This is a genomic window from Burkholderia territorii (genome assembly GCF_001718335.1).
Taxonomy (GTDB): Bacteria; Pseudomonadota; Gammaproteobacteria; order Burkholderiales; family Burkholderiaceae; genus Burkholderia; species Burkholderia territorii.
On record NZ_CP013366.1, the window covers coordinates 2711987 to 2738354 of the forward strand.

At 66.3% G+C, this 26368-nt stretch carries 23 protein-coding genes; 12 read left to right on the plus strand and 11 right to left on the minus strand.

Going from position 1 to position 26368, the window contains the following annotated elements:
* Positions 1-16: 16 nt before the first annotated feature.
* From WS51_RS23040 to clpS, 4 genes are all read right to left on the minus strand, one after another.
* The gene (locus WS51_RS23040; RefSeq protein ID WP_059450927.1) at positions 17-787 is read right to left on the minus strand and encodes a COG4705 family protein; all 771 of its coding nucleotides are present in this window, start codon (positions 785-787) and stop codon (positions 17-19) included.
* 142 nt (positions 788-929) lie between these two features.
* Complete coding sequence (locus tag WS51_RS23045) at positions 930-2309, minus strand: amino acid permease (protein WP_069230033.1); 1380 nt, start codon at positions 2307-2309, stop codon at positions 930-932.
* Positions 2310-2412: 103 nt separating this feature from the next.
* A complete protein-coding gene (gene clpA / locus WS51_RS23050; protein ID WP_059450925.1) occupies positions 2413-4713 on the minus strand; it encodes an ATP-dependent Clp protease ATP-binding subunit ClpA in 2301 nt (766 codons plus the stop codon).
* Positions 4710-5024, minus strand: a complete 315-nt coding sequence (gene clpS, locus WS51_RS23055; RefSeq protein WP_006398529.1) for an ATP-dependent Clp protease adapter ClpS — start codon at positions 5022-5024, stop codon at positions 4710-4712. The genes clpA and clpS overlap by 4 nt, the downstream gene beginning before the upstream one ends.
* 548 nt (positions 5025-5572) lie before the next feature.
* On the opposite strand from clpS, the gene WS51_RS23060 reads away from it, so the two are divergent.
* On the plus strand, positions 5573-5776 hold the full coding sequence (locus tag WS51_RS23060) for a cold-shock protein (RefSeq protein ID WP_004196460.1): 204 nt from the start codon (positions 5573-5575) through the stop codon (positions 5774-5776).
* A 177-nt stretch (positions 5777-5953) separates the two neighbouring features.
* Here WS51_RS23060 and WS51_RS23065 read toward each other — a convergent pair whose 3' ends face one another.
* The gene (locus WS51_RS23065; protein ID WP_059508158.1) at positions 5954-7552 is read right to left on the minus strand and encodes a multicopper oxidase family protein; all 1599 of its coding nucleotides are present in this window, start codon (positions 7550-7552) and stop codon (positions 5954-5956) included.
* Between WS51_RS23065 and WS51_RS32190 the strand changes: the two genes are divergently transcribed.
* Both WS51_RS32190 and WS51_RS23070 read left to right on the plus strand, forming a co-directional pair.
* Positions 7526-8056, plus strand: a complete 531-nt coding sequence (locus WS51_RS32190; protein ID WP_167358001.1) for a hypothetical protein — start codon at positions 7526-7528, stop codon at positions 8054-8056. The genes WS51_RS23065 and WS51_RS32190 overlap by 27 nt on opposite strands.
* A gap of 193 nt (positions 8057-8249) precedes the next feature.
* Positions 8250-8474, plus strand: a complete 225-nt coding sequence (locus tag WS51_RS23070; protein ID WP_059450923.1) for a hypothetical protein — start codon at positions 8250-8252, stop codon at positions 8472-8474.
* A gap of 129 nt (positions 8475-8603) precedes the next feature.
* Here WS51_RS23070 and WS51_RS23075 read toward each other — a convergent pair whose 3' ends face one another.
* Together WS51_RS23075 and icd are read right to left on the minus strand one after the other, a co-directional pair.
* Positions 8604-10832 (minus strand): NADP-dependent isocitrate dehydrogenase, encoded by a 2229-nt coding sequence (locus WS51_RS23075; RefSeq protein ID WP_059508157.1) that lies wholly within the window; start codon positions 10830-10832, stop codon positions 8604-8606.
* A gap of 280 nt (positions 10833-11112) precedes the next feature.
* On the minus strand, positions 11113-12369 hold the full coding sequence (gene icd, locus WS51_RS23080; protein ID WP_044845581.1) for an NADP-dependent isocitrate dehydrogenase: 1257 nt from the start codon (positions 12367-12369) through the stop codon (positions 11113-11115).
* Between the two features lie 275 nt (positions 12370-12644).
* On the opposite strand from icd, the gene WS51_RS23090 reads away from it, so the two are divergent.
* The 4 genes from WS51_RS23090 (at position 12645) to fusA (ending at position 16719) form a co-directional block, all read left to right on the plus strand.
* Positions 12645-13223, plus strand: a complete 579-nt coding sequence (locus WS51_RS23090; RefSeq protein ID WP_069229818.1) for a pseudouridine synthase — start codon at positions 12645-12647, stop codon at positions 13221-13223.
* Positions 13224-13504: 281 nt separating this feature from the next.
* The gene (locus tag WS51_RS31410) at positions 13505-13717 is read left to right on the plus strand and encodes a hypothetical protein (RefSeq protein ID WP_006398520.1); all 213 of its coding nucleotides are present in this window, start codon (positions 13505-13507) and stop codon (positions 13715-13717) included.
* A 160-nt stretch (positions 13718-13877) separates the two neighbouring features.
* Positions 13878-14378 (plus strand): DUF192 domain-containing protein, encoded by a 501-nt coding sequence (locus tag WS51_RS23095; protein ID WP_059465624.1) that lies wholly within the window; start codon positions 13878-13880, stop codon positions 14376-14378.
* A gap of 229 nt (positions 14379-14607) precedes the next feature.
* The gene (gene fusA / locus WS51_RS23100) at positions 14608-16719 is read left to right on the plus strand and encodes an elongation factor G (protein ID WP_059508155.1); all 2112 of its coding nucleotides are present in this window, start codon (positions 14608-14610) and stop codon (positions 16717-16719) included.
* Here fusA and WS51_RS32630 read toward each other — a convergent pair.
* Positions 16700-16906 (minus strand): hypothetical protein, encoded by a 207-nt coding sequence (locus tag WS51_RS32630; protein WP_167357977.1) that lies wholly within the window; start codon positions 16904-16906, stop codon positions 16700-16702. The two genes, fusA and WS51_RS32630, sit on opposite strands and share 20 nt — an antisense overlap.
* Between WS51_RS32630 and WS51_RS23105 the strand changes: the two genes are divergently transcribed.
* Positions 16896-17906 carry a HoxN/HupN/NixA family nickel/cobalt transporter gene (locus WS51_RS23105; RefSeq protein WP_069229819.1) on the plus strand — a complete coding sequence of 337 codons (1011 nt, stop codon included), beginning with the start codon at positions 16896-16898 and terminating at the stop codon, positions 17904-17906. The two genes, WS51_RS32630 and WS51_RS23105, sit on opposite strands and share 11 nt — an antisense overlap.
* Positions 17907-18195: 289 nt before the next feature.
* On the plus strand, positions 18196-19740 hold the full coding sequence (locus WS51_RS32915) for a hypothetical protein (protein ID WP_081333599.1): 1545 nt from the start codon (positions 18196-18198) through the stop codon (positions 19738-19740).
* A gap of 25 nt (positions 19741-19765) precedes the next feature.
* On the opposite strand, the gene WS51_RS23115 is transcribed toward WS51_RS32915, so the two are convergent.
* The gene (locus WS51_RS23115) at positions 19766-20611 is read right to left on the minus strand and encodes an aldo/keto reductase (protein WP_059798906.1); all 846 of its coding nucleotides are present in this window, start codon (positions 20609-20611) and stop codon (positions 19766-19768) included.
* Between the two features lie 168 nt (positions 20612-20779).
* On the opposite strand from WS51_RS23115, the gene WS51_RS23120 reads away from it, so the two are divergent.
* Positions 20780-21526 carry a GntR family transcriptional regulator gene (locus tag WS51_RS23120; protein WP_059450135.1) on the plus strand — a complete coding sequence of 249 codons (747 nt, stop codon included), beginning with the start codon at positions 20780-20782 and terminating at the stop codon, positions 21524-21526.
* 21 nt (positions 21527-21547) lie between these two features.
* Here WS51_RS23120 and WS51_RS23125 read toward each other — a convergent pair whose 3' ends face one another.
* Positions 21548-22939, minus strand: a complete 1392-nt coding sequence (locus WS51_RS23125) for a CoA transferase (RefSeq protein ID WP_069229821.1) — start codon at positions 22937-22939, stop codon at positions 21548-21550.
* 138 nt (positions 22940-23077) lie between these two features.
* Between WS51_RS23125 and WS51_RS23130 the strand changes: the two genes are divergently transcribed.
* Entirely contained in the window at positions 23078-24310 is a 1233-nt protein-coding gene (locus WS51_RS23130) for a citrate/2-methylcitrate synthase (RefSeq protein WP_059506498.1), read from the plus strand.
* Here WS51_RS23130 and WS51_RS23135 read toward each other — a convergent pair.
* Positions 24283-24606, minus strand: coding sequence for a DUF2917 domain-containing protein (locus WS51_RS23135; RefSeq protein WP_059506496.1), 324 nt, complete (start codon positions 24604-24606; stop codon positions 24283-24285). The genes WS51_RS23130 and WS51_RS23135 overlap by 28 nt on opposite strands.
* A 199-nt stretch (positions 24607-24805) precedes the next feature.
* Between WS51_RS23135 and mdtD the strand changes: the two genes are divergently transcribed.
* Positions 24806-26245 (plus strand): multidrug transporter subunit MdtD, encoded by a 1440-nt coding sequence (gene mdtD / locus WS51_RS23140; protein ID WP_059450038.1) that lies wholly within the window; start codon positions 24806-24808, stop codon positions 26243-26245.
* The last annotated feature ends 123 nt before the right edge of the window (positions 26246-26368 follow it).

A 26368-nucleotide genomic window follows, 5' to 3' on the forward strand; every position in this document is an offset into this window, starting at 1 on the left:
CCTTTTCCGTGACCGATCAACGATCGGCTGTCTGCGCGATCCGCGCGGGCTCGAGCCCGCGGCGCCGCGCCTGCGCGATGCTCGCGTAGATGACCATCGCGACGAGCACGCCGAGCAGCACCGCCGACGATCCGACCGTGCCGAGCGCGAGCCCGCCCTTGGCAACGGGTTTCGTCAGCAGGTCGCCGACCGTCGCCCCGAACGGCCGCGTGAGCACGAACGCGGCCCAGAACAGCAGCACGCCCGAAATGCGCGTGAAATAGTGGGCCAGAACGATCAATGCGAGCAGCCCGCCGATCAGCAATGCGCCGCCGCCGAAGCCGAGACCCGAGCTGTCCGCGAGAAAATCGCCGAGCGCGGTGCCCAGCGTGTTCGAGAACAGGATCGCGATCCAGTACAGGAGTTCGACCTTGCGCGTGCGGATCAGGTCGACCGACAGCGATTCGCCGCTCAGGCGCCACACCGCGAAGATCGCCAGCAGGATCGCGACGAGAATCGACGAGCCGGCCGCATAGCCGAGGCCGAGCGTGCGGTCCATGAAATCGGACATCGTCGTGCCGGCGGTGCTCGTCGCGACGATCACCGCCCAGTAGATCGCCGGCCGATACTGCGTCGTTTTGAGCTGTGCGCCCAGCGTCACGAGGAAGAAACCGAACAGCAGGATCGAGCTCAGTGCATAGCCGACGTTCAGCGTCATCGACAGCAAATCGCCGCCGGTCTCGCCGAGCGTCGTCGCGCAGATCTTCATGATCCAGAACGCGAGCGTGATTTCGGGGAGTTTGTTCATTCGAACCCTTTTTACGGAGGGGCGACGGGCCGGCATGCGCCAGCCGCGGATCGCGGACAGGTTCGAATGTAATCCCCGCCGCCTTAACGCAACCTTAGCGGCGCGACAGCGCCGCGCAGCCCGTGCCGAGCGAAGCCACGCGTCAACGCGCGTGCTGGTGCCGGTAGTGCAGCGCGTATGCGAGCGTCAGCAGCACGACGAATACGACGCCGACCACCATCGTCATCCGGAATTCGCGCGTAAAGGCCGTCGTCAGCAGGATCGCGCCGACGAGGCCGGCACCGAGCAAGCTGCCGAACGGGTGCCCCCACATCCGGAACGCAAGCGCCGGGCCGCGATATCGCGCGCGAAAACGCAGGTGCGTGACGAAGATCATCAGCCACGTGAACAGCGCGCCGAACATCGCGATCGCCATCATCACGGTGAACGCCGTATCCGGCGACAGCGCGACGAGCACCGCCGCGACCGCGACGCCGCTGGTCGAGATCCACAACGCCGCACGCGGCACGCCGTTGTTGCCGAGCCGGCCGAACACAGCCGGCGCGAGCCGCGCGCGCGACAGGCTGAACATCATCCGCGTCGTCACGTAGAGCTGGCTGTTCATCGCCGACAGCGCCGCGATCAGCAACACGAAGTTGATCACGCCGGCCGCATACGGCACGTGCGTCGCGGCCATCACCTTCACGAACGGGCTTTCGTCGGTGCCGGCCTGCGTCCAGGGCACGATCGCGAGCATCAGCGACAGCGTGAGCAGGTAGAACAGCACCAGCCGGAACACCGTCGAGCGGAACGCGCGCGTGACCGCATGCTGCGGATCGCGCGCCTCGCCGGCCGCGATCGCGACGGCCTCGATGCTCATGTAGCTGAAGATCGCGACGATCACCGCGACCCAGGTGCCCCACGGCCCCTTCGGCATGAAGCCGTCGTGCGCGGTGTAGTTCGCAAAGCCGATGCCCGACGCCGCCGGCGCCGACCACACGAGATACGCGCCGAGCACGATGAACACGACGATCGCCGCGATCTTCAGCAACGAAAACGCGTACTCGACCGACCCGTACAGCGTGACGCTCGCGAGGTTCACCGCGATCAGCAGGGCGGAGAAGCCGATCACCCAGTACCAGCCGGGCACGGCCGGGAACCAGTACTTCATGAAGACGGCGATCGCGCTGATCTCGGTGCCGATCGCGAACACCACCGCGAACCAGTACGCATAGCGCACGAGAAAGCCCGCGAGCGGGCCGACGTAGTGCTCGGCGTACGCGCCGAACGAGCCGACCGTTGGATGCGCGACGGTCATTTCCGCGAGCGCGCCCATCAGCAGCAGCGCGATCAGCGCGCCGATCGCGTACGAAACCAGCACGCTCGGGCCCGCTAGCCCGATCGCGAACCCGCTGCCGAGGAAGAGCCCCGTGCCGATCGCGCCGCCGATCGCGATCATCGCCATCTGCCCCGACGTCAGCGCATGGCGCAACCCTTGTTCGCGCGCGACGATGTTGTCGAACGACCGTTGTTGTTGTGTCACTGCGTTGCCACTCCCCTGCACCACCAACGCGCCACCGGCGCCAGATAAAACGAAACGGCGCGGAAGACTTCCCGCGCCGTTCGCATGAACAACGAATTATCGCTTACTCGACTTCGACCGTCTCTTCGTTCGGCTTGTGCGGCGGATTCGCCAGCTTGTCGAACGACAACTGCACCTTGTCGCCTTCGTCGACGTCGACCGTCACATGGCCGCCGTTCACCAGCTTGCCGAACAACAGCTCGTCAGCCAGCGCGCGGCGGATCGTGTCCTGGATCAGCCGCTGCATCGGCCGCGCGCCCATCAGCGGATCGAAGCCGTGCTTTGCGAGATGCTTGCGCAACGCGTCGGTGAAGAGCGCGTCGACCTTCTTCTCGTGCAATTGCTCTTCGAGCTGGATCAGGAACTTGTCGACCACGCGCATGATGATTTCCTCATCGAGCGAGCGGAAGCTGATGATCGCGTCCAGACGGTTGCGGAACTCCGGCGTGAACAGGCGCTTGATGTCGGTCATCTCGTCGCCCGTCTCGCGGCGCGTCGTGAAACCGATCGTCGCCTTCTGCATCGACTCGGCGCCCGCGTTCGTCGTCATGATGATGATGACGTTGCGGAAATCCGCCTTGCGGCCGTTGTTGTCCGTCAGCGTGCCGTGGTCCATCACCTGCAGCAGCACGTTGAAGATGTCCGGATGCGCCTTCTCGATTTCATCGAGCAGCAGCACGCAATGCGGCTTCTTCGTGACGGCTTCGGTCAGCAGGCCGCCCTGGTCGAACCCGACATAGCCCGGCGGCGCGCCGATCAACCGGCTCACCGCGTGACGCTCCATGTATTCCGACATGTCGAAGCGGATCAGCTCGATGCCGAGCGTGAACGCGAGCTGGCGCGCCACTTCGGTCTTGCCGACGCCCGTCGGGCCGGAGAACAGGAACGCACCGATCGGCTTGTCCATCTTGCCGAGGCCCGCGCGCGCCATCTTGATCGATGCCGCGAGTGCATCGATTGCCGGATCCTGGCCGAACACGACGCTCTTCAGGTCGCGATCGAGCGTCTGCAGCTTGCTGCGATCGTCCTGCGACACGCTCTGCGCCGGCACGCGCGCGATCTTCGAGATGATTTCCTCGATCTCGCTCTTGCCGATCGTCTTCTTCTGCTTCGACTTCGGCAGGATGCGCTGCGCGGCACCTGCCTCGTCGATCACGTCGATCGCCTTGTCCGGCAGGTGGCGGTCGGTGATGAAGCGAGCCGACAGCTCGGCCGCGGCCGACAACGCACCCGACGAATACTTGACGCCGTGATGCTCCTCGAAGCGCGACTTCAGCCCGCGCAAGATCGCAACCGTCTGCTCGACGGTCGGCTCCGTCACGTCGACCTTCTGGAAGCGCCGCGACAGCGCCGCGTCCTTTTCGAAGATGCCGCGATACTCGGTGAACGTGGTCGCGCCGATGCACTTGAGCGTGCCCGACGACAGTGCGGGCTTCAGCAGGTTCGATGCGTCGAGCGTGCCGCCCGACGCGGCGCCCGCGCCGATCAGCGTGTGGATCTCGTCGATGAACAGGATCGCGTGCGGCCGTTCCTTCAGCTCCTTGAGCACCGTCTTCAGACGCTGCTCGAAGTCGCCGCGATACTTGGTGCCCGCGAGCAGCGCGCCCATGTCGAGCGAATACACCTGCGCGTTCGCGAGGATGTCCGGCACTTCGCCGCGCGTGATGCGATAGGCGAGCCCTTCGGCGATCGCGGTTTTGCCGACGCCCGCCTCGCCGACGAGCAGCGGATTGTTCTTGCGGCGGCGGCACAGCACCTGCACGACACGCTCCACCTCCGGCTCGCGGCCGATCAGCGGATCGATGCGGCCATCCTTCGCCATCTGGTTCAGGTTCTGCGTGAACTGCGCGAGCGGAGTTTCCTTCTGCGCGTTCGAGTCTTCGCTTTCCGCGTTCGCGTCGGACGACTTCGCGGCTTCGCCGCCGTTCGTCTTCGCGATGCCGTGCGAAATGAAGTTCACGACGTCCAGGCGCGTGACGCCCTGCTGCTGCAGGTAATACACCGCGTGCGAATCCTTCTCGCCGAAGATCGCGACCAGCACGTTCGCGCCGGTGACTTCCTTCTTGCCGTTCGAGGTCGACTGGACGTGCATGATCGCGCGCTGGATCACGCGCTGGAAACCGAGCGTCGGCTGGGTATCGACATCGTCGGTGCCCGGGACGGTAGGTGTGTTGTCGTGGATGAAATTGCGCAGGTTCTGACGCAAGTCCTCGATGTTGGCCGCACACGCGCGCAACACCTCGGCTGCCGTTGGATTATCCAGCAGGGCCAGTAGCAGATGCTCGACCGTAATGAACTCATGGCGCGCCTGGCGTGCTTCCATGAACGCCATGTGCAGGCTGACTTCCAATTCCTGGGCAATCATGCTTCCTCCATCACGCACTGCAGCGGATGCCCGGCCTGCCGCGCATGGGTAACGACTTGCTCAACCTTGGTCGACGCGATGTCCCGCGTATAGACCCCACATACCCCTCGCCCCTCGCGATGGACCTTCAGCATGATCTGCGTGGCCGTCTCGCGATCCTTCTTGAAATACTCCTGTACGACCATCACGACGAACTCCATCGGCGTGAAGTCGTCGTTCAGCAGCACCACCTTGTACATCGAAGGCGGCTTGAGCTTCTGCTGCTTGCGTTCCAGGACGGTGCTGTCCTGCTTGTCCGGGATAATCGCCATACACCCATTCTAAACAACTCGGACAGGCCCGCAATCCTGCCATTACCCGACCGACCGGCCGGCGCCCTCCCTGGTTCCCGACGACTCGCGATCGCCTTCGCGCCATACGAAAGCCGGCTGCGGTGCCGGCTTTCACGCGTGGCGCGGAACACGAACCGTCAGGGGGAAACCGCACCGGACCGTCGCGTCCGCATCCAGTATCCCACAAGCCGGGACGACTCGATCGCGTGTCATTCGAGCCTGGTATATGAGCCGATTATGCGACTTTTCAAGTCGGCGCGCTTGGCGGCATGCTGCACAGCAAAGCCGGAGAAACCCTGAAAATGGGTTCTTTACAACGTCCCTCTAAACGTCTAAAAATTCCGCTTGACACTCAAATAAAGAGCGCCAACAATCAAGCTGGCACTTTTTTCAACTCGTCGGTTGGCGAATTGAAAGAGGCCGAAGGTGAGCTTGTGAGGGGGGAACGGCTGTGTTTTCCGGTCGTTTAGCTTTTCGAGCGTGCTCGTGGTAAGTAGCAGCGACTGTGTGACAGGGGAAGTAGGAAAATGGCAACTGGTATCGTTAAGTGGTTCAACGACGCGAAGGGCTTCGGTTTCATCACTCCCGACGAGGGCGGTGAAGATCTGTTTGCGCACTTCTCGGCCATCAACATGCAGGGCTTCAAGACCCTGAAGGAAGGCCAGAAGGTGAGCTTCGAGGTCGTTCAAGGGCCGAAGGGCAAGCAAGCGTCGAACATCCAGGCCGCGTAAAGGCACCGGATATCAGACGAAGAAACCCGGCATCGCGCCGGGTTTCTTTTTTTCAGGCCGGCCACACGTTAATTCGATTGGCCGGCCTTTTCGTTCAATCCCGATAATTGGACACGTATTGTCTTGTCACACACGCAGATGGAATTCCGTCATACGCGTGAAACGTACCGATACTCGCTACACGACCTTCAGCGTGCCCATCATGCCGAGATCCTCGTGTTCGAGAATATGGCAGTGAAACATGCGCTCGCCGGGCATGTCCTGCATCACGAGGATCGTCACGGTCTCCCCGCTGCGCACGTTCACGGTGTCGCGCCACGCGCGGAACGGTTCGCTCGTGCGCGTGCCGTCCGATGCGCGCTCGATCACCTGGAATTGCGTGCCATGCACATGGAACGGATGATCCATGTCGGTCGCATTGCGAATCGTCCAGCGTTCGACGTCGCCGCGGCGGCTCGTCAGCGTCGCATGGTGCGGCGCGTAGGTCGCGCCGTTGATCGTGAAGCGCATTCCGGCCGGCCGGCCGTGCGCGGGGCCGTTCATCATCGCATCCATGTCCATCTCCTCGCCGAATGCGACTTCCTTGTGCGCAACCGGCTCGCCGAGTGCGGACACGGCGCGCAGCGTGGCCGGCAGCGCACGTGCGGCGGCCGGCGTGAAGGCGACGTCGGCAAGCGGCAATGCAGGATCGGCAGGCAGGCTGCCATGGCCGCCGTCATGCGACATCGCCATCTTGCGGCGGTCGTACTCGGCCGCGAGCAGCACCGCCCGTGACGCGCGATCGCCGGCGCGCACCAGCAGTTCCGCGCGCTCGCCCGGCGCGAGCAGCAGCGACGTCACGCGGCGCGGCGCATCGAACAACCCGCCGTCGGTGCCGACCTGCTCGAACGCACGGCCGTCGTCGAACGCAACAAGCAGATAGCGTGCGCTGCACGCGTTCCACACGCGCCAGCGCTCGTCGCTCGCGACGTCGATCCGCGGCCGGCGCGCACCGTTGACCAGCACGAACTGGCCTTCGCGGCCATTCATCCAGTCCATCATGTCGTTCGGCGCAATCGTGCCGTCGCGCGCGAGCTTCAGGTCGGACACGAACAGGTTGCGCTCGGGCCAGCCGGCGAGCGGATCGTCGGCGGCCCGCACGACGAACGGGCCGGCCAGCCCGCGAAACACCTGCTCGGCGGTCATCATGTGCGGATGCGGGTGATACCAGTATGTGCCGGCACTGCCCTTCGGCAGCGTGAAGCGATACACGCGAGACGCGCCCGGCGCGACGGGATCGGACGGGTTGCCGTCCTGGTCGGGCGGCACCGGCAGGCCGTGCCAGTGGATCGTCGACGGCTGCGGCAGCTTGTTCACGAAGCGGATCTCGACCGTGTCGCCCTCGCGCACGTCGATCAGCGGGCCGACCACCGGCCCGTGCGTGCCCGCACCGAACTGCCAGAACGTCGTCGGACGCGCGCCGTGCAGCATCGGACGCGCGACCGGCTGCGCGACCAGCGTCGCGCGGAACGTGCCGGGTTCACGACTCTCGTTCGCAAGCGTGCGCAGCGGCGCGAGCGGCGCGCCGGCCGGCAGCGCATCGGCCGCCGCGAGCGCGGCCGGTGCCGCTTTCGCGTGCTGCGCGTGCTCCGCCATCCCCGACATCCCCGGCATGTCGTCCATCTGATCCATGCCCGCCATGCCCGCATGACCGGCGTGCTGCGCCCATGCGGTGCGCGCAAACAGCGATGCCGCCGCGACGCCGATGGCATGCGACAGGAAGGTTCTCCGTATCATCAATCGTTCCTCGTTATTCATGCAGCGTCGCGCGGCCTTCGCGACACTCGCGCTGGCTCGCAAGCAAAAGCGCTCGTGCGCGACGCGAATCCAGATGCCGGCGTCATCATAACCGCAGCCCCCATGCCGAAGCGCGGCAACGGCCGACGCGCGTCGATGCGACGCACGGCGGCCCGTCGGACCAACGAATCAGATGCGATCGCCGAGCGCCGTCGCGCGTTACCGGGCGTGGCTGCGCCTCACCACACTCGCCGCAATCGGGCGGGCCGACGGCCTCCGCGATCCGCTTTCGTCACGCGCGGCCGACGCACGTCGCTCCCGCCGCTCGCTTCACCGCTCGGCGCGCCGCGCACCGCCGATGCGCGAACCGGCCAATTTTTCACGATGCGGAACAAGCCCCTGCGTTATAAAAATTCGTGGTGCATGGCACAAATTCGCTGTTTCGCGATGCCGAAAAACGTTCCGCAATACAAAATGATCGAAATAAGCCTTTGTTTTTTGTGATGTATTTTTGTTTCGAGAAAGCACTCTACGCGCACCATCACACGCTGCCCCGGACGTAGACTTTGTTCCATGCACTGACGCTTCGCCATGACGTTCGATACGGAATCCGGCGCAAGCAGCCAGTCGGGCCACAGCCGGCCGAGCCGGCGAACGGCACAACAGAATCGCTTGTGATCAGAAAGGGAGAACGGAAATGAAGGGATTTCGCTTTGGTTCAGCGCTCGGGTCGTTCTATATCCTGCCGGGCAACGGCGGCTGGGAAGCAACGTTCGGCAATGCCGTGCTCGGCGCGTTTTCGTGCCCGGAAGTGGCGGCCGACCACATCTCCCGCGGTGACTGCGAGCAACTGTCCGACCTCGATACGGCCACGCTCGAAGTGCCGCACGAAATCGCCGAGTGGGAAATCGTTCACGTCTGAATGGCACGCCGGCAACGCAAAACGCCCCGGGCGACCGGGGCGTTTTCATGTTCGGCGCAGCGGCGAGCCGCCAGGCCCGCTGCATCGGCTACTGCCGCTGCCGTGGCGAGCGCGCGAGCGCTACCTGCTTCAGGCGACCGCGTCGATGATGCCGTTCAGCGTCGCGCTCGGGCGCATCGCCCGGCTCGTCAGGTCGACGTTCGGGCGGTAGTAGCCACCGATCGCCTGTGCGTTGCCCTGCGCGGCCGACAGTTCTTCCAGGATGCGCGCTTCGTTGTCGGACAACGACTTCGCGACACCTTCGAACTGCGCCTTCAGCGCGGCATCCTCGGTCTGCTCGGCCAGCGCCTGCGCCCAGTACAGGCACAGGTAGAAGTGGCTGCCGCGGTTGTCGAGGCCGCCGACCTTGCGCGCGGGCGACTTGTTCTCGTCCAGGAACTTGCCGGTCGCCTGGTCGAGCGTCTTCGCGAGCACGAGCGCCTTCGGGTTCTGGTACGCGTTGCCGAGGTGTTCGAGCGAAGCGGCCAGCGCGAGGAATTCGCCGAGCGAATCCCAGCGCAGGAAACCTTCCTCGACGAACTGCTGCACGTGCTTCGGTGCCGAGCCGCCCGCGCCCGTTTCGAACATCCCGCCGCCGGCCATCAACGGCACGATCGACAGCATCTTCGCGCTGGTACCCAGTTCCATGATCGGGAACAGGTCGGTCAGGTAGTCACGCAGCACGTTGCCCGTGACCGAGATCGTGTCCTTGCCCGCGCGGATGCGCTCGAGCGAGAAGCGCGTCGCTTCGACCGGCGTCATGATGCGGATGTCGAGGCCGTTCGTGTCGTGATCCTTCAGGTAGCGTTCGACCTTCGCGATGATCTGCGCGTCGTGCGCACGTGCCGGATCGAGCCAGAACACGGCCGGCGCACCCGTGGCGCGCGCGCGGTTCACCGCGAGCTTGACCCAGTCCTGCACCGGCGCGTCCTTCGTCTGGCACATGCGCCAGATGTCGCCCGACTCGACCGCGTGCTCGAGCAGCACGTTGCCCGCTTCGTCGATGACGCGCACGACGCCGTCGGCCGGGATCTGGAACGTCTTGTCGTGCGAACCGTATTCCTCGGCTGCCTGCGCCATCAGGCCGACGTTCGGCACGCTGCCCATCGTGACCGGGTCGAATGCGCCGTGCTGCTTGCAGTCCTCGATCACGGCCTGGTAGACGCCCGCGTAGCAGCGGTCCGGAATCACGGCCTTCGCGTCGTACAGTTCGCCGTCCGGCCCCCACATGCAGCCCGACTCGCGGATCATCGCCGGCATCGACGCGTCGACGATCACGTCGCTCGGCACGTGCAGGTTCGTGATGCCCTTGTCCGAGTTGACCATCGCGAGGCGCGGACGCACCGCGTATTCGGCCTTGATGTCGGCTTCGATCGCTTCGCGCGTGTCGGCCGGCAGGTCCTTCAGGCGCGCGTACAGGTCGCCGATCCCGTTGTTCGGGTTGAAGCCGGCCTGCGCCAGCACGTCCGCGTGCTTCGCGAGCGCGTCGCGATAGAACACCGACACGAAGTGGCCGAACAGGATCGGATCCGAGACCTTCATCATGGTCGCCTTCAGGTGCACCGAGAACAGCACGTCCTGCGCCTTGGCGTCGGCGATCTGCGCTTCGATGAAGCTGCGCAGCGCCTTGCGGCTCATCACCGATGCATCGATGACTTCACCGGCCTTCACGGCCGTCTTTTCCTTCAGCACCTTCTTCACGCCGTCGGCCGTCGTGAGTTCGATCTTCACGCTGCCGGCATCCGCGATCAGCGCCGACTTCTCGCTGCCGTAGAAGTCGCCTTCGCTCATGTGCGCAACATGCGCCTTCGACGTCGGCTTCCATGCGCCCATCTTGTGCGGATGCTTGCGTGCGTAGTTCTTGACCGACAGCGGCGCGCGACGGTCGGAGTTGCCTTCGCGCAGCACCGGGTTCACCGCGCTGCCCTTGATCTTGTCGTAGCGGGCCTTGATCGCCTTTTCTTCGTCGGTCGACGGCTCCTCCGGATAGGCCGGCAGCTTGTAGCCCTGCGCCTGCAGTTCGGCGATCGCGGCCTTGAGCTGCGGCACCGATGCGCTGATGTTCGGCAGCTTGATGATGTTCGCTTCCGGCTTCAGCGTGAGCTGGCCCAGTTCGGCCAGATCGTCGGAACCCTTCTGCTCCGGCGGCAGGACATCGGCGAATGCCGCGATGATGCGGCCGGCGAGCGAGATGTCGCGCGTTTCGACGGCGACGCCCGACGAGCGCGTGAAGGCCTTGACGATCGGCAGCAGCGAATAGGTCGCGAGCGCCGGCGCTTCGTCGGTGAGGGTGTAGATGATCTTGGGCGAAGTGGACATGGTCGATGCGTTGCTACGTGAAAATTTGGGACTGAGGGGCGCCGACGGTAATCGGCGGGGAGCGACCGGGTCGATCGCGAAAGGGGCGCGCCGGCTAGCCGGGCGGTGGTGTTGCGAAGGCCGTCATGTTCTACCTTGCAGGGCATGCGGGCCGCTTCGCGGCGCCGCGGCCCGCATGCCGGGCTGCCCTGCCAACAAACCTGCCGTTCATGAAATGCCCCGGCGCCGGCAGTAGGCGCCGGGGCCGCCGGCGGTTCGCCGGCCTGCCCCGGAACGGGACTTACATGTTCTCGATCAGCACTTCGCCGAAGCCGGAGCACGACACCTGCGTCGCGCCTTCCATCAGGCGCGCGAAGTCGTACGTGACGCGCTTCTGCAGGATCGACTTCTCCATCGCGGCGATGATCGTGTCGGCCGCTTCCGTCCAGCCGAGGTGGCGCAACATCATTTCCGCCGACAGGATCTCGGAACCGGGGTTCACGTAATCCTTGCCCGCGTACTTCGGTGCCGTGCCGTGGGTCGCCTCGAACATCGCGACCGAATCCGACAGGTTCGCGCCTGGCGCGATCCCGATGCCGCCGACCTGCGCGGCCAGCGCGTCGGAGATGTAGTCGCCGTTCAGGTTCAGCGTCGCGATCACGTCGTACTCGGCCGGACGCAGCAGGATCTGCTGCAGGAATGCGTCGGCGATCGAATCCTTGATGACGATCTCGTTGCCCGTCTTCGGATTCTTCACGCGCATCCACGGGCCGCCGTCGATCAGCTCGCCGCCGAACTCCTTCTGCGCGAGCGCATAGCCGGCGTCACGGAACAGGCCTTCCGTGAACTTCATGATGTTGCCCTTGTGCACCAGCGTGACCGACTTGCGATCGTTGTCGATCGCATACTGGATCGCCTTGCGCACGAGACGCTCGGTACCTTCCGTCGACACGGGCTTGACGCCGATCCCCGAGGTTTCCGGGAAGCGGATCTTCTTCACGCCCATTTCTTCCTGCAGGAACTTGATGACCTTCTTCGCCTGCTCGGAGCCCGCGGCCCATTCGATGCCCGCGTAGATGTCTTCCGAGTTCTCGCGGAAGATGACCATGTCGATCTTCTGCGGCTCGCGCACCGGCGACGGCACGCCCTTGAAATACTGGACCGGGCGCAGGCACACGTAGAGGTCGAGCTCCTGGCGCAGCGCGACGTTCAGCGAACGGATGCCGCCGCCGACCGGGGTCGTGAGCGGCCCCTTGATCGACACCACGTATTCCTTCAGCACCTGCAGCGTTTCGTCCGGCAGCCACACGTCCGGACCGTACACTTTCGTCGCCTTCTCGCCAGCGAAGATCTCCATCCAGTGGATCTTGCGCTTGCCCTTGTACGCATGCGCGACCGCCGCGTCGACGACCTTGATCATCACCGGCGTGATATCGAAGCCCGTGCCGTCGCCTTCGATATAGGGAATGATCGGCTGATCGGAAACGTTGAGCGAGAAGTCCTTGTTGACGGTGATCTTGTCACCGCCCTCCGGAACCTTGATGTGCTGATACGGCATGATCGACTCCAGTGACGTGGCTGAGCAGGTGATGCTGGTCGAAACTGCGCGCGCGGCGAGGTGGCCCTGCCACCCTCGTGACGGCAACAGCGAGCGCTATTCTAGCGCCCCAACCGGGGCCGGCGGCACGAAGCGCGACGCTGCGTATCAAGTCTTCCCTTATGTCTTATATAAGACAGAGGACTTGCCGTTCCGTATTATGCATTAAGATTCCGCCATTTGCCATAGACCGCCCCGTCCCGCTTCCCCGCGGGCATGCCGGGCGGGCGCCCGCCATGACCCTGATCGCCCTCAACAAGCCGTTCGGCACGATTTGCCAGTTTTCCGCGCACGAGACGCGGCCGTCGCTCGGCGACTGGGTAAAAACACCCGGCGTCTACCCGGCCGGCCGGCTCGACGCGGACAGCGAGGGCCTGCTGCTGCTCACCGACGACGGTGCGCTGCAAGCGCGCATCGCCGAGCCGCGTCACAAGCTCGTCAAGCGCTACTGGGCGCAGGTCGACGGCGCGCCCGGCCCGGCCGACCTGAAGGCGCTCGCGCGCGGCGTCGATCTCGGCGACTACGTGACGCGCCCGTGCCGCGCCGAATTCATCGAACCGCCCGATGCGCTGTGGCCGCGCGATCCGCCGATCCGCTATCGCGCCGCGATTCCGACCACGTGGATCGAACTCGCGATCACCGAGGGCAAGAATCGGCAGGTGCGGCGGATGACTGCCGCGATCGGCTTCCCGACGTTGCGTCTCGTGCGCGTCGGCATCGGCGCGCTCGACATATTCGCGCTCGGCATTGCACCCGGCGAAACAATCGCACTGCCGCCGCGCGCGCCGTGGGACGGTTTCGCACGCACCGAATGACGCATTCCGGACGCGCGAATTTTTCGTCGTCTTTTTCGTCAACCGCCTGCGAAGATCGCGCGTTAAACCACGCAGATGCCAACCTTAGCTATCCGGCATTGGCAGCCGAACCCGTGTTTGCGTCACGAAAGCGACGTTTTTATCGAATACGATTCGGCGCCCGCAGCGCAATGAGAAATTTCTCGAAGCGTCTGTCAACCGAAAGGTGGATGGCACCGTTAGACGACATGACTCCTATTGCCGGGTCATTTGGTTAATTAACTAAAGCTGAGGAACACAACATGAACAAACTGATCGCCGCTCTGGTCGCTGGCCTCTTCGCAACGGCTGCTTTCGCACAAGCTTCGGCTCCGGAAGCTGCTTCGGCTGCTGCTCCGGCAGCTGCTTCGGCACCGGCAAAGCACAAGGCTGCCAAGAAGCACCACGCAAAGAAGCACCACGCAGCAAAGAAGGCAGCTAGCGAAGCCGAAGCACCGGCAGCTGCTTCGAACTAAGTAAGCAAGCTGTAATAACGCAGTCAAGAACACGCAGTCTTGCCGTTCTTACGGCGTTGAAAGGCAGATCACCGCAAGGCGATCTGCCTTTTTCTTTTTTGTGCCCGCCGGCGCGCTTCGCGTACCATGCGGGTCTCGTTTTCCCGATAGGAGCCCTGCTGTGCGATTCTCCCTGCGCTCGTCGCTCGGCCGCCTTGCGCGCGCCGCCGTGTTTCCCGCCGCGCTTGCCGTCCTCGCACTCGGCATGCAGACCGCCCACGCGCAGATGCCGCCCGGCGCCAAGCAGCCGAGCGAGTTCCCGCGCGCGAAGCTGCGCGCCGGCATGTACGTGATCGACGCGGCCGTCGCCGCGAACGACGCCGACCGCGAACAGGGGCTGATGTACCGGTCGCAGCTCGCGCCGAACGAAGGCATGCTGTTCGTGTTCAACGAGAACGCCGTGCACTGCTTCTGGATGAAGAACACGCTGATTCCGCTGTCGATCGCGTTCATCCGCGCGGACGGCACGATCACCGACATCGACGAAATGAAGGCCGAGACCACCGACAACCACTGCCCGCGCAACAACGGCGTCTACGCGCTCGAAATGAGCAAGGGCTGGTTCGCGGCGAAGGGCATCAAGCCGGGCATGAAACTCGAAGGCCTGCCCAAGGCCCAGTAACAGCCATTGCCGCGGCGCCGCCGCACGTCGACCGAAGCCGGCCGCCCGCTCTCTCCAGCGGGGCGCCGGCTTCTTTTTTTGCCAGCCGACGGCAGCGACAACCTTGATTCGGCCATCGTTGCCCGTATCTGCAAAAGCCACGGACAAGCGCTATCCTTTAAATCTCGCTTGTTCCAGCCCGGGCCGGTGCAGCCGGCCCGCTTACGATCCGAACCACCAGGAGGTTCACGTGCCCCGCAAAACCCCCATCGAGCGCTATCGCAATATCGGGATCAGCGCTCACATCGATGCCGGCAAGACCACGACGACCGAGCGCATCCTGTTTTACACCGGCGTGAGCCACAAGATCGGCGAAGTGCACGACGGCGCGGCCACGATGGACTGGATGGAGCAGGAGCAGGAACGCGGCATCACGATCACGTCGGCGGCGACCACGGCCTTCTGGAAGGGCATGGCCGGCAACTATCCGGAACACCGGATCAACATCATCGACACCCCCGGGCACGTCGACTTCACGATCGAGGTCGAGCGCTCGATGCGCGTGCTCGACGGTGCGTGCATGGTCTACGACTCGGTCGGCGGCGTGCAGCCGCAGTCCGAAACGGTGTGGCGTCAGGCAAACAAGTACAAGGTGCCGCGCATCGCGTTCGTCAACAAGATGGACCGCATCGGCGCGGACTTCTTCCGCGTGCAGAAGCAGATCGGCGAGCGCCTGAAGGGCGTCGCCGTGCCGATCCAGATTCCGATCGGCGCGGAAGAGCATTTCCAGGGCGTCGTCGATCTCGTGAAGATGAAGGCGATCGTCTGGGACGACGAAAGCCAGGGCGTGAAGTTCACGTACGAGGACATCCCGGCAAATCTCGTCGAGCTCGCGCACGAATGGCGCGAGAAGATGGTCGAGGCCGCGGCCGAAGCGAGCGAGGAACTGCTCGAGAAGTATCTGCACGACCATGAATCGCTGACCGAGGACGAGATCAAGGCCGCGTTGCGCCAGCGCACGATCGCCAACGAGATCGTGCCGATGCTGTGCGGCAGCGCATTCAAGAACAAGGGCGTGCAGGCGATGCTCGACGCGGTGATCGACTACCTGCCGTCGCCGGTCGACGTGCCCGCGATCCTCGGCCACGACTTCGCCGATCCGGAGAAGCCGGCGGAACGCCACCCGAGCGACGACGAGCCGTTCTCGTCGCTCGCGTTCAAGATCATGACCGACCCGTTCGTCGGCCAGCTGATCTTCTTCCGCGTGTATTCGGGCGTCGTCGAATCGGGCGACACGGTGCTGAACGCGACGAAGGACAAGAAGGAGCGGCTCGGCCGGATCCTGCAGATGCACGCGAACGAGCGCAAGGAAATCAAGGAAGTGCGCGCGGGCGACATCGCGGCGGCGGTCGGCCTGAAGGAAGCGACGACGGGCGACACGCTGTGCGATCCGGCCAAGCCGATCATCCTCGAGAAGATGGAATTCCCGGAGCCGGTGATCTCGCAGGCCGTCGAGCCGAAGACGAAGGCCGATCAGGAAAAGATGGGCCTGGCGCTGAACCGTCTCGCCCAGGAAGATCCGTCGTTCCGCGTGCAGACCGACGAGGAATCCGGCCAGACGATCATCTCGGGGATGGGCGAGCTCCACCTCGAAATTCTGGTCGACCGGATGAAGCGCGAATTCGGCGTGGAGGCGACTGTCGGCAAGCCGCAGGTCGCGTATCGCGAAACGGTGCGCACGACGGCGACCGATGTCGAAGGCAAGTTCGTCAAGCAGTCGGGCGGGCGCGGCCAGTACGGGCACGCGGTGATCACGCTGGAGCCGAACCCCGGCAAGGGCTACGAGTTCCTCGATGAGATCAAGGGCGGCGTGATTCCGCGCGAATTCATTCCGGCCGTCGACAAGGGCATCATCGACACGCTGAAGAGCGGCGTGCTCGCGGGCTACCCGGTCGTCGACGTCAAGGTGCACCTGACGTTCGGCTCGTACCACGACGTCGACTCGAACGAAAACGCGTTCCGGATGGCCGGCTCGATGGCGTTCAAGGAAGCGATGCGCCGTGCGAAGCCGGTCCTGCTCGAGCCGATGATGGCCGTCGAGGTCGAGACGCCCGAGGACTTCATGGGCAACGTGATGGGCGACCTGTCGAGCCGGCGTGGCATCGTGCAGGGGATGGAGGACATCGCGGGTGGCGGCGGCAAGCTGGTGCGCGCCGAAGTGCCGCTTGCCGAGATGTTCGGCTATTCGACGTCGCTGCGCTCGGCCACGCAAGGTCGGGCGACGTACACGATGGAGTTCAAGCACTACGCGGAAACGCCGGCGAACGTGTCGGAAGCCGTGATCAACGCGAAAGCGAAGTAAGCGCGACGCGCGCGCGCTGCTGCGCGCCGACCGCAAGCCCGTCCGGTTCCGGACGGGCTTTTTTTCGTCCGTCGAACGCGGCGATGCGGGTGACCGACGCCGCTTTTTGATCGGCACCCCGGGCCATTTTTGCGCGTGCCACAATGCATTGCGATTCGTCCGATGGAACCACTCCGATGCCGTCCACCCCTGCCCTGCGCCGCCTGCTGATGCTGTATGCCGGCCTGATCGCCGCGAACGTCGCCGTCTGGCTGTGGGCGCTCGCGGTGCTGCGCGACCATCCGCTGCTGCTCGGCACCGCGGCGATCGCGTACGGGCTCGGCCTGCGTCATGCGGTCGACGCCGATCACATCGCCGCGATCGACGTCGCGACGCGCAAGCTGATGCAGGATGGCCACCGTCCGGTGACGGTGGGCCTGTTCTTCTCGCTCGGCCACTCGACGATCGTGGTCGCCGCGACGCTCGGCATCGCGCTGAGCGCGTTCGCGCTGCGCGAGCGCTTCGACGCATTCCGCGAGATCGGCGGCACGATCGGCACGGCGGTGTCCGCCACCTTCCTGCTCGTGCTCGCGTGCATGAACCTGGTGATCCTGCGCGACGTGTGGCGGCGCTATCGCGGCGCGCCGGACGCGGCTCACGGCGCCGCGCACACGCATCGCGCGAGCCGCCTCGTGTCGCGGCTGCTGCGTCCGCTGTTCCGGTTCGTGTCGAAAAGCTGGCACATGTATCCGGTCGGCGTGCTGTTTGGCCTGGGTTTCGATACTGCAACAGAAATCGCGTTGCTCGCGATCGCGGCCGCGCAGGCGAGCCACGCGCTGCCGCTCCATTCGGTCATGCTGTTTCCCGCGCTGTTCGCCGCCGGCATGACGCTGATCGACTCGACCGACAACGTGCTGATGATCCATGCGTACGGCTGGGCGATGGACGATCCGCGGCGCAAGCTGCTCTATAACGCGAGCATCACGCTGCTGTCGGCGGCCGTCGCGCTGGCGGTGGGCGGGATCGAAGCCGCCGGCCTGCTCGCCGACAAGCTGTCGCTGACGGGCCCCGTACGCGATGCGCTCGATGCACTTGGCGCGCGTTTCGGCACGATCGGTTACGGCATCGTCGCGCTGTTTCTCGTCGCCTGGATCGCGTCGATCCTCTGCCATCGCTGGCCGCGCGCTGCCGACACGGCGGCGCGATAGACGTAGTCAGACGTTTCATTTCGGAAACAAAAAGCTCACGACGACGTATCACGCGCTGACGGGCGATTCGTACGCGCCTTGCGCCACGGGCATGACCGGCCGGTGGCACGAATCTCGCAGTTAGGGATTCGCACGGCGGGCCCGCGTGCCGATTCGTGTTCCGGCTGGCCTCTGGCGCCGGTCCGACACGCATCGGCCGTCGATACGACAATGCATCGTTGCTGGTCCCCTGCATCACACGTTGATGGTCGCGCGTGACGAGGCATCGCGCGCATCGGGGAGATCAATAATGAGCAGAACGAATCAACCATCCCGTACGGCGGGACGATGCCGTCGCACGACCCTGCTGGCCGCAGCTGCGTTTGCGTGCTGCTGTTCCTGCGCGATTGCTCAGGACTCGATTCCCGACGTCGCGTCCATCCCGACTGCCAGCGCAGACCCCGTCATGATGCTCGCCGAGGACACGGCGTCCTGCGCTTCCGCTGCTTGCGCGCTACACATCTATGCCGGCCGAGGCGCTGTGGGAAGCGGTGCCGGCAGTACCTCCGGCGGTAGCAGTCCGGGTAACGGCGCGAACGGTGGAAGCGGCGCTGTCGGGCCCGCAGGCGTCGGTGGATCGACCGGGGCGACATCCGGTGGTACGAGCGGAACCGGTCGTAGCGGCGGGGCATCGGGCAACGACGGTAAAGGTGGCGGTACTTCGGGTGGCGGTACCTCGGGTGGCGGTACTTCGGGTGGCGGTACTTCGGGTGGCGGTACTTCGGGTGGTGGCACTTCGGGTGGCGGTACCTCGGGTGGCGGTACTTCCGGTGGCGGTACTTCCGGTGGCGGTACTTCCGGTGGCGGTACTTCCGGTGGCGGTACTTCCGGTGGCGGTACTTCCGGTGGCGGTACTTCCGGTGGCGGTACTTCCGGTGGCGGTACTTCCGGTGGCGGTACTTCCGGTGGCGGTACTTCCGGTGGCGGTACTTCCGGTGGCGGTACTTCCGGTGGCGGTACTTCCGGTGGCGGTACTTCGGGTGGCGGTACTTCGGGTGGCGGTACTTCGGGTGGCGGTACCTCGGGTGGCCATGGTGGCCACGGCGGCGGCAATGGTGGTGGTGATGGCGGTCACGGCAACGGTGGCGGCGATGGCGGCGGCAACGGCGGTCACGGTAACGGTGGCGGCGATGGCGGCGGCAACGGCGGTCACGGTAACGGTGGCGGCGATGGCGGCGGCAACGGCGGTCACGGCAACGGTGGCGGCAACGGCGGCGGCAACGGCGGTCACGGCAACGGTGGCGGCAACGGTGGCGGCAATGGCGGTGGCAACGGTGGTGGCAACGGTGGCGGCAACGGCGGTCACGGCAACGGTGGCCACGGTAACGGTGGCGGCAACGGCGGTGGCAACGGCGGCGGCAACGGAGGTGGCAACGGCGGCAGCAACGGCGGCAGCAACGGCGGTGGCAACGGCGGTGGCAACGGTGGCGGCAACGGCGGTCACGGCAACGGTGGCCACGGTAACGGTGGCGGCAACGGCGGTGGCAACGGCGGTGGCAACGGCGGCGGCAACGGTGGCGGCAACGGCGGCGGCAACGGCGGCGGCAACGGCGGCCACGGTAACGGCAACGGCGGCGGCAATGGCGGCGGCAACGGTGGTCACGGTAACGGCGGTGGCAGCGGCAACGGCGGCGGCAGCGCTTCCGGCACCGGTGGCCACGGCAACGGCGGCGGCAACGGTAATGGCAACGGAAGCGGCGGCGCGGGCAATGGCGGTGCCAACGGTGTCGGCAACGGCAACGGCAATGGCGGTGCCGGCGGCAACGGCGGCTCGGCCGGTGGCCATGGCCACTGACCGGGACATCGCCTGACCGGTGCGGTCAGAGCATTTCGAGCGCGCGCTTGCTGCGCGGCGGGTGGAAGTAACCGTCGAGTTGCGCGCGCTCGTCATCGCTCAACACGAGATCGAGCGCCGCGCGATTGTCGCGGACGTGTTCGATCCGCGACGCCTTCGGAATCGCGAATACACCCGGCCGCGAGAGCACCCACGCAAGCGCGACGCGCATCACCGACACCCCGCGTTGCCGCGCGATCTCGTCGAGCGGCGAACGCTTCGGCAGGCGTCCGTGATCGACCGGGCTGTAGGCCATCGCCGGCATCCGGTGCGAGGCGAGCCATGGCAGCAGGTCGAATTCCGGGCCGCGCCGCGCGATGTTGTACAGGATCTGGTTGGTCGCGCACGCGCCGCCGCCCGCGTCGTCGACGAGTTCCGCCATATCCGCCGTATCGAAGTTGCTGACACCCCAATGGCGAATCTTGCCCGCGCGCCTCAGCGCCTCGAATCCCTCGACCGTCTCCTCGAGCGGCACCGAACCGCGCCAGTGCAGCAGGTACAGGTCGAGACGGTCGGTACGCAATCGCTTGAGACTAGCGTCGCATGCGGCGACGACGCCACGCCGGCTCGCATGATGCGGATAGACCTTGCTGACGAGAAACACGTCGTCGCGCAGCCCGGTCAGCGCTTCGCCGACGAGCGACTCGGTCGCGCCGTCGCCGTACATCTCGGCGGTGTCGACCAGCGTCATCCCGAGCGCGATACCCTCGCGCAACGCGGCGATCTCCTCGTCGCGACGCCCGGCCCGCTCGCCCATTTCCCAAGTGCCCATGCCGAGCTTCGGAATCGTCTCGCCGTCCGGCAGGACGACCGTGGCAATCGTGTCTGTCATGCGCTCCTCGCTGCGGATTGGTGGCCGCGCACCCGCGGCCGTGGCATCGAATACGACGCATCAGTGTAGTCAATCGGTGCGGCGTCCACCTGTTGCGCGGCAAAAACCGGATATAACGGCGCCGCATGATGACTTAGAATGGCCGGCAATCTGATCGATACCCATTCCATGAAGGCACCCACGGACGACCGCTGGCAGGACCTGCGCCCCGACCCAGAGAACGATACGCCGCTCTACCTGCAGCTCGCCCGCAAGCTCGGCGACGCGATTCACGACAATCGCTGGGCGGCCGGCGAGGCACTGCCGTCCGAACGCGTGCTGTCCGACGCGCTCGGCGTGTCGCGCATCACCGCGCGCAAGGCGATCGCGCTGCTCGTCGAGCAGGGCCTGATCCGTCGCACGCAGGGCGCCGGCAATTTCATCCAGCCACGCTACGAGGATCCGCTGTCGCGGCTGTCGAGCTTCAGCGAAATGCTCGAGCGCCGAGGCTTCAAGCCGAGCTCGCAGTGGCTCGAACGCGAGATTCAGCCGGCGAATCGCGACGAAGTCATCCAGCTCGGCCTGTCGCCGGCCGCATCCGTTACACGACTGAAACGTCTGCGTCTGGCCGACGGCATCGTGATGGCGGTCGAGAACTCGACCTTCCCCGCCACGCTGATTCCGGATCCGCAGGCGATCGGCGGTTCGCTGTACAGCTATCTCGAAGCGCGCGGCACGCCGATCGTGCGCGCGCTGCAGCATTTCCGCGCAGTCAATGCGACCGACGAGATCGCGCAACAGATGGGCATCGCGCCGCACGACGCGCTGCTGCTGATCACGCGGATCGGCTACACGGCCGACCAGCGCGCGATCGAGCTAACCGATACCTACTGCCGCAACGACTACTACGACTTCGTCGTCGAACTGCGCAAGTAGCACGCGTAGCGCCGCCGGCGCTCATCGCCAGCGCGCCTCGTCCGTGCCGAGCGGCACGGGCGGCAGCGTGAACCGCGGCGGCGTCGCCGACAGGTGTTCGGCCGGACGCACGGCATCGATCGTGCCGAACGGCGACGCGGCCCGGTCGATCCGGTCGAGCACGTCGTCGAACGTGACGTCCGGCGCATGCAGGCCGTCCGGCACCGTGCCGAACGATTGCAGCCAGCGCCCCGTCTGTGCGAGCGAGACCCGCACGTGCCAGCTTCCCCCTTCCGTTGCGCGGCGCGCGAGCGCGATCATCGCGCCGAACGCCGCGAGATAACCCGTCGCATGATCGAGCGCCTGGCACGGTAGATGGCGCGGGCCGTCCGCGTGCGCGGCGTGCTGCTCGTGCCATGCGATACCGCTCGCCGACTGCACGAGACTGTCGAATCCGCGCCGCATCGACCACGGCCCCGCGTGCCCGTACGCGGACACCGACACGCACACGATGCCGGGCCGAAGCTCGGCCAGCGCCGGCGGCGAGAACCCGCGTGCCGCCAGCGCGCCGGGACGATAGGCCTGCAGGAACACGTCGGCATCGCGTGCGAGCGCACGCAGCGCGGCAACGCCGGCCGCCTCGCGCAGGTCGATCCATGTCGAGCGCTTGCCGCGCCCGTTGTCGATCACGAGCGATGCGATGTTCGGCAGGTGCGGACCGTTGACGAGCAGCGTTTCTGCACCGTGCGATGCCAGCGTGCGGCCCGCAACCGGGCCCGCGATGATGCGCGTGAGATCGAGCACGCGCACACCCGTGAGCGGCTGGTCGGGCTCGCCACGGCCGATCGGCTCGACCGGCGCGTCGCCGATCCGCTCGATCTCGAACAAAGGCAACGACGCCAGCGCGCGTGCCTGCTCGTGCGCCGCCCACTCGTCTGGAGTTCTGATCAATGCGGCGCACAGGCCGGCGTCTGCCAGCGCGGTGTCGAGCGCCGCCCCGTCCCACGTGCGGATCGCCGCGGCAACGTCGTCACGCGCCGGGCCGCATCCGAGCACGTCGAGTATCCCGTGCAGGTGATGCGGAAAGTTCGCATGCAGCTGGATCCAGCGTCCGTCGCGCGTGGCGTAGAAACCCGTGACCGGATGGCGCGGCTCGGGCGGCAGGCCGCCATCGACGCGCAGGTAGCGTTCGCTGCGGAAGGCGGCGAGCGCATCGCGCATCGACACGTCGACGCGCTGTGCGATGCCCGTGCGCAGCCGATGGCATTCCGCCGCCGCGAGCCCGGCTGCCGCGATCGTCGCCGCGGCGAGCGTGCCGACGTGAAACGTCGACGGCAGCAGCGGGTCCTGCCCCGCCACGGCCGCGCGCGCAAGCGCACCGGGTTCGCCGTGCGCGAGTTGCCACAAGCGGGTCAATGCGAGTTCGGGAGTCATGTGGAAGCGAGCCGTTGAGGAGACGGATTCGAGTCTAGAATTCGTGACGGGCGCGATCAATCTTGATTGCGCGAATCAATGCATAACGAATAGTTGTAGCCGGGCCGCACTTCATGCGCCCCGACAGGAGCGATCGGCATGACGTCCCTCAGCGCGCCGGAAGCCGCCGGCATTCTCGGCGTCAGCGTGAGCACCCTTTACGCGTATGTGAGCCGCGGCCTGCTACGTTCGCTGCCCGACGGCGCGAGCAAGCGCCGCCGCTACGACGCCAACGAAGTGCGCCTGCTCGCGCGCCGTCGCGCCGATGCGAAACGCGCGGGCGGCGTCGCCGAACGCTCGCTCGACTGGGGCGTGCCCGTGCTCGAATCGCGGATCACGCAGATCGCCGGCGGGCGCCTGCACTATCGCGGCGCCGATGCGATCGCGCTCGCGAACGACGCGACGCTCGAGGAGACCGCCGCACTGCTGTGGGATTGTCCGCCCGCGCGGCTCGGTGCGGCATCGCTCGCGTCGACCGGTTTCGATGCCGTGCAGTGGGACGACTGGGCCCGCCGCTGGGCGCATGTCGCGCCGCTCGAGCGCACGCTCGTGCTGCTGCCGGCCGCGGCCGCCTCGTTGCCGCGCGTCTGGGCGCAGGGGCGCGACGCGCAGTTCGACGCGGCCACGCTGCTGCTGCGCGTGACGACGGCGGCGCTGGCCGGCATCGCGCCGGGCGACGCGCCCGTGCATCTGCAGCTCGCCGCCGCGTGGCGGCTGCGACGACGCGACGAAGCCGACCTGCTGCGCCGCGCGCTCGTGCTGTGCGCCGACCATGAACTGAACCCGTCGACCTTTGCGGTGCGCTGCATCGCGTCGACCGGCACCCACCTGTTCGGCGCGATCGCGGGCGGGCTCGCGGCGCTGTCGGGCCCGCGCCACGGCGGCGAGACGTTCCGCGCGGGCGCGCTGCTCGACGAAGCGGCGCGTGCGCCCGATCTTGACCGCTACCTCGCGCTGCGCGTCGCGCATGACGAACGGGCGGACGGCGCACGCACGGTGTTGTCCGGTTTCGCGCACCCGCTCTATCCCGACGGCGACCCGCGCGCACGCGCGTTGCTCGACGCATTGCACGCGACGCTGCCGGACCGGACGCCGCTACGCCTGGCCCGTGCCCTCGCCGCGCGCGTCGAAGCGGCGACCGGCCTGCGGCCGGCGATCGATTTCGCGCTGGCGGTGCTGGAACGCACGCTTGCGCTACCCGACGGCGCCGCGTTCACGGTGTTCGCCGCCGGCCGCACCGCCGGCTGGATCGCACACGCGCTCGAACAATATGCAGACGGCAAGCTGATCCGGCCCCGCGCGCGCTACGTCGGCAGCGACGCGGCTGCCTGACCACGGCCGCCGCACCATGCGGCGAACCGTTGCCACGCAATTGGCGCAGCCCGGACGGCCGGCGCCGCCTGCTGGCCGAACGCGAACACCGCCCCGCCCGCCGCCGCGCTGATCCATACGCGCATGCCCGGCAGCAACGCCAGCGTCTCGCCGGCGCGCAGCCAGTGATCGTCGGGCCGGCCCTCGATCGTCACCCACAGATCGCCGTGCGCCACGTGCAGCGCGGTGCGATCGACGATCCGCCACCGCCCGGCCGGCTCGTTGCCGTCCATCTCGTAGAGTCGCAGTTCTCGCATGGCCGCCTCCGGGTCGCGTGGTTCGATGACGCCAGTATTTCGGACGGCGTCCACACACGGACAGATACGCCTGCGGACACTTTCGGCTGAACTGTACCGGTCGGCTGACGGACGGGCGTCCGGCGCACCTGCGCCGATCCTGCGCGGCACGGCGGCTTTGCCTACAATGGCGGCTGTCCCGCGCCACCGGTCCGTCCCCATGTTCCAACGTCCGCCCGCCGCCGCTCCTGGCGAAAAGAACCTCACCGTGATGCTCTGGCTCGTTGCAACGGGCTTCTTCATGCAGACGCTCGACGCGACGATCGTCAACACCGCGCTGCCGTCGATGGCCGCGAGCCTCGGCGAGTCGCCGTTGCGAATGCAGTCCGTCGTGATCGCGTACTCGCTGACGATGGCGGTGATGATCCCCGTCTCGGGCTGGCTCGCCGACACGTTCGGCACGCGGCGCGTGTTCTTCAGCGCGATCCTGGTGTTCTCGCTCGGTTCGTTGCTGTGCGCGAACGCACATACGCTGTCGCAGCTCGTCGTGTTCCGCGTCGTGCAGGGGGTGGGCGGCGCGATGCTGCTGCCGGTCGGGCGGCTCGCCGTGCTGCGCACGTTCCCGGCCGAGCGCTACCTGGCCGCGCTGTCGTTCGTCGCGATTCCCGGGCTGATCGGCCCGCTGATCGGGCCGACGCTCGGCGGCTGGCTCGTGAAGATCGCGTCGTGGCACTGGATTTTCCTGATCAACGTGCCGGTGGGCGTCGCCGGCTGCGTCGCGACCTTCTACTCGATGCCCGACGCGCGCAATCCGGCGGTCGGCCGCTTCGACGTGAAGGGCTATCTGCTGCTGACGATCGGGATGGTCGCGATCTCGCTGTCGCTCGACGGGCTCGCCGATCTCGGCATGCAGCACGCGGCCGTGCTCGTGCTGCTGATCCTGAGCCTCGCATGCTTCGTCGCGTACGGGCTGTACGCGGTGCGCGCGCCGCAGCCGATCTTCTCGCTCGAACTGTTCAAGATCCACACGTTCAGCGTGGGCCTGCTCGGCAACCTGTTCGCGCGGATCGGCAGCGGCGCGATGCCGTACCTGATTCCGCTGCTGCTGCAGGTGAGCCTCGGTTATTCGGCATTCGAGGCGGGGTTGATGATGCTGCCCGTCGCGGCGGCCGGGATGTTCTCGAAGCGGATCATCACCCGTCTGATCACGCAGCACGGCTACCGCAAGGTGCTGCTCGCGAATACGATCATGGTCGGCGTGATGATGGCGAGCTTCGCACTGATGCGCGACACGGTGCCCGTGTGGGTGAAGGTCGTGCATCTCGCGCTGTTCGGCGGTTTCAATTCGATGCAGTTCACTGCGATGAACACGCTGACGCTGAAGGATCTCGGCACCGGCGGCGCAAGCAGCGGCAACAGCCTGTTCTCGCTCGTGCAGATGCTGTCGATGAGCCTCGGCGTCACGGTCGCGGGCGCGCTGCTGGCCACCTTCACCGGGATGCTGCGCACGGTGACGCCGAGCAACACGTTGCCCGCGTTCCATGCGACGTTCATCTGCGTCGGGATCATCACGGCCGCGTCCGCGTGGATCTTCGCGCAGCTCGCGCCCGAGATCCGCGGCCGCGATCAGCACAAGACCGATCCGTCCGAGCGCGCGTGACGCGCGCGTGCGCCGCGCCGGGAACCCACGACGGCGCACCGCGCACCATATCGGTGCAGCACCGCTGCACCGCGCGACAGCCGGCATGCGCGACGGGGCGCCGCACGGGGCGCGATGCCGTGC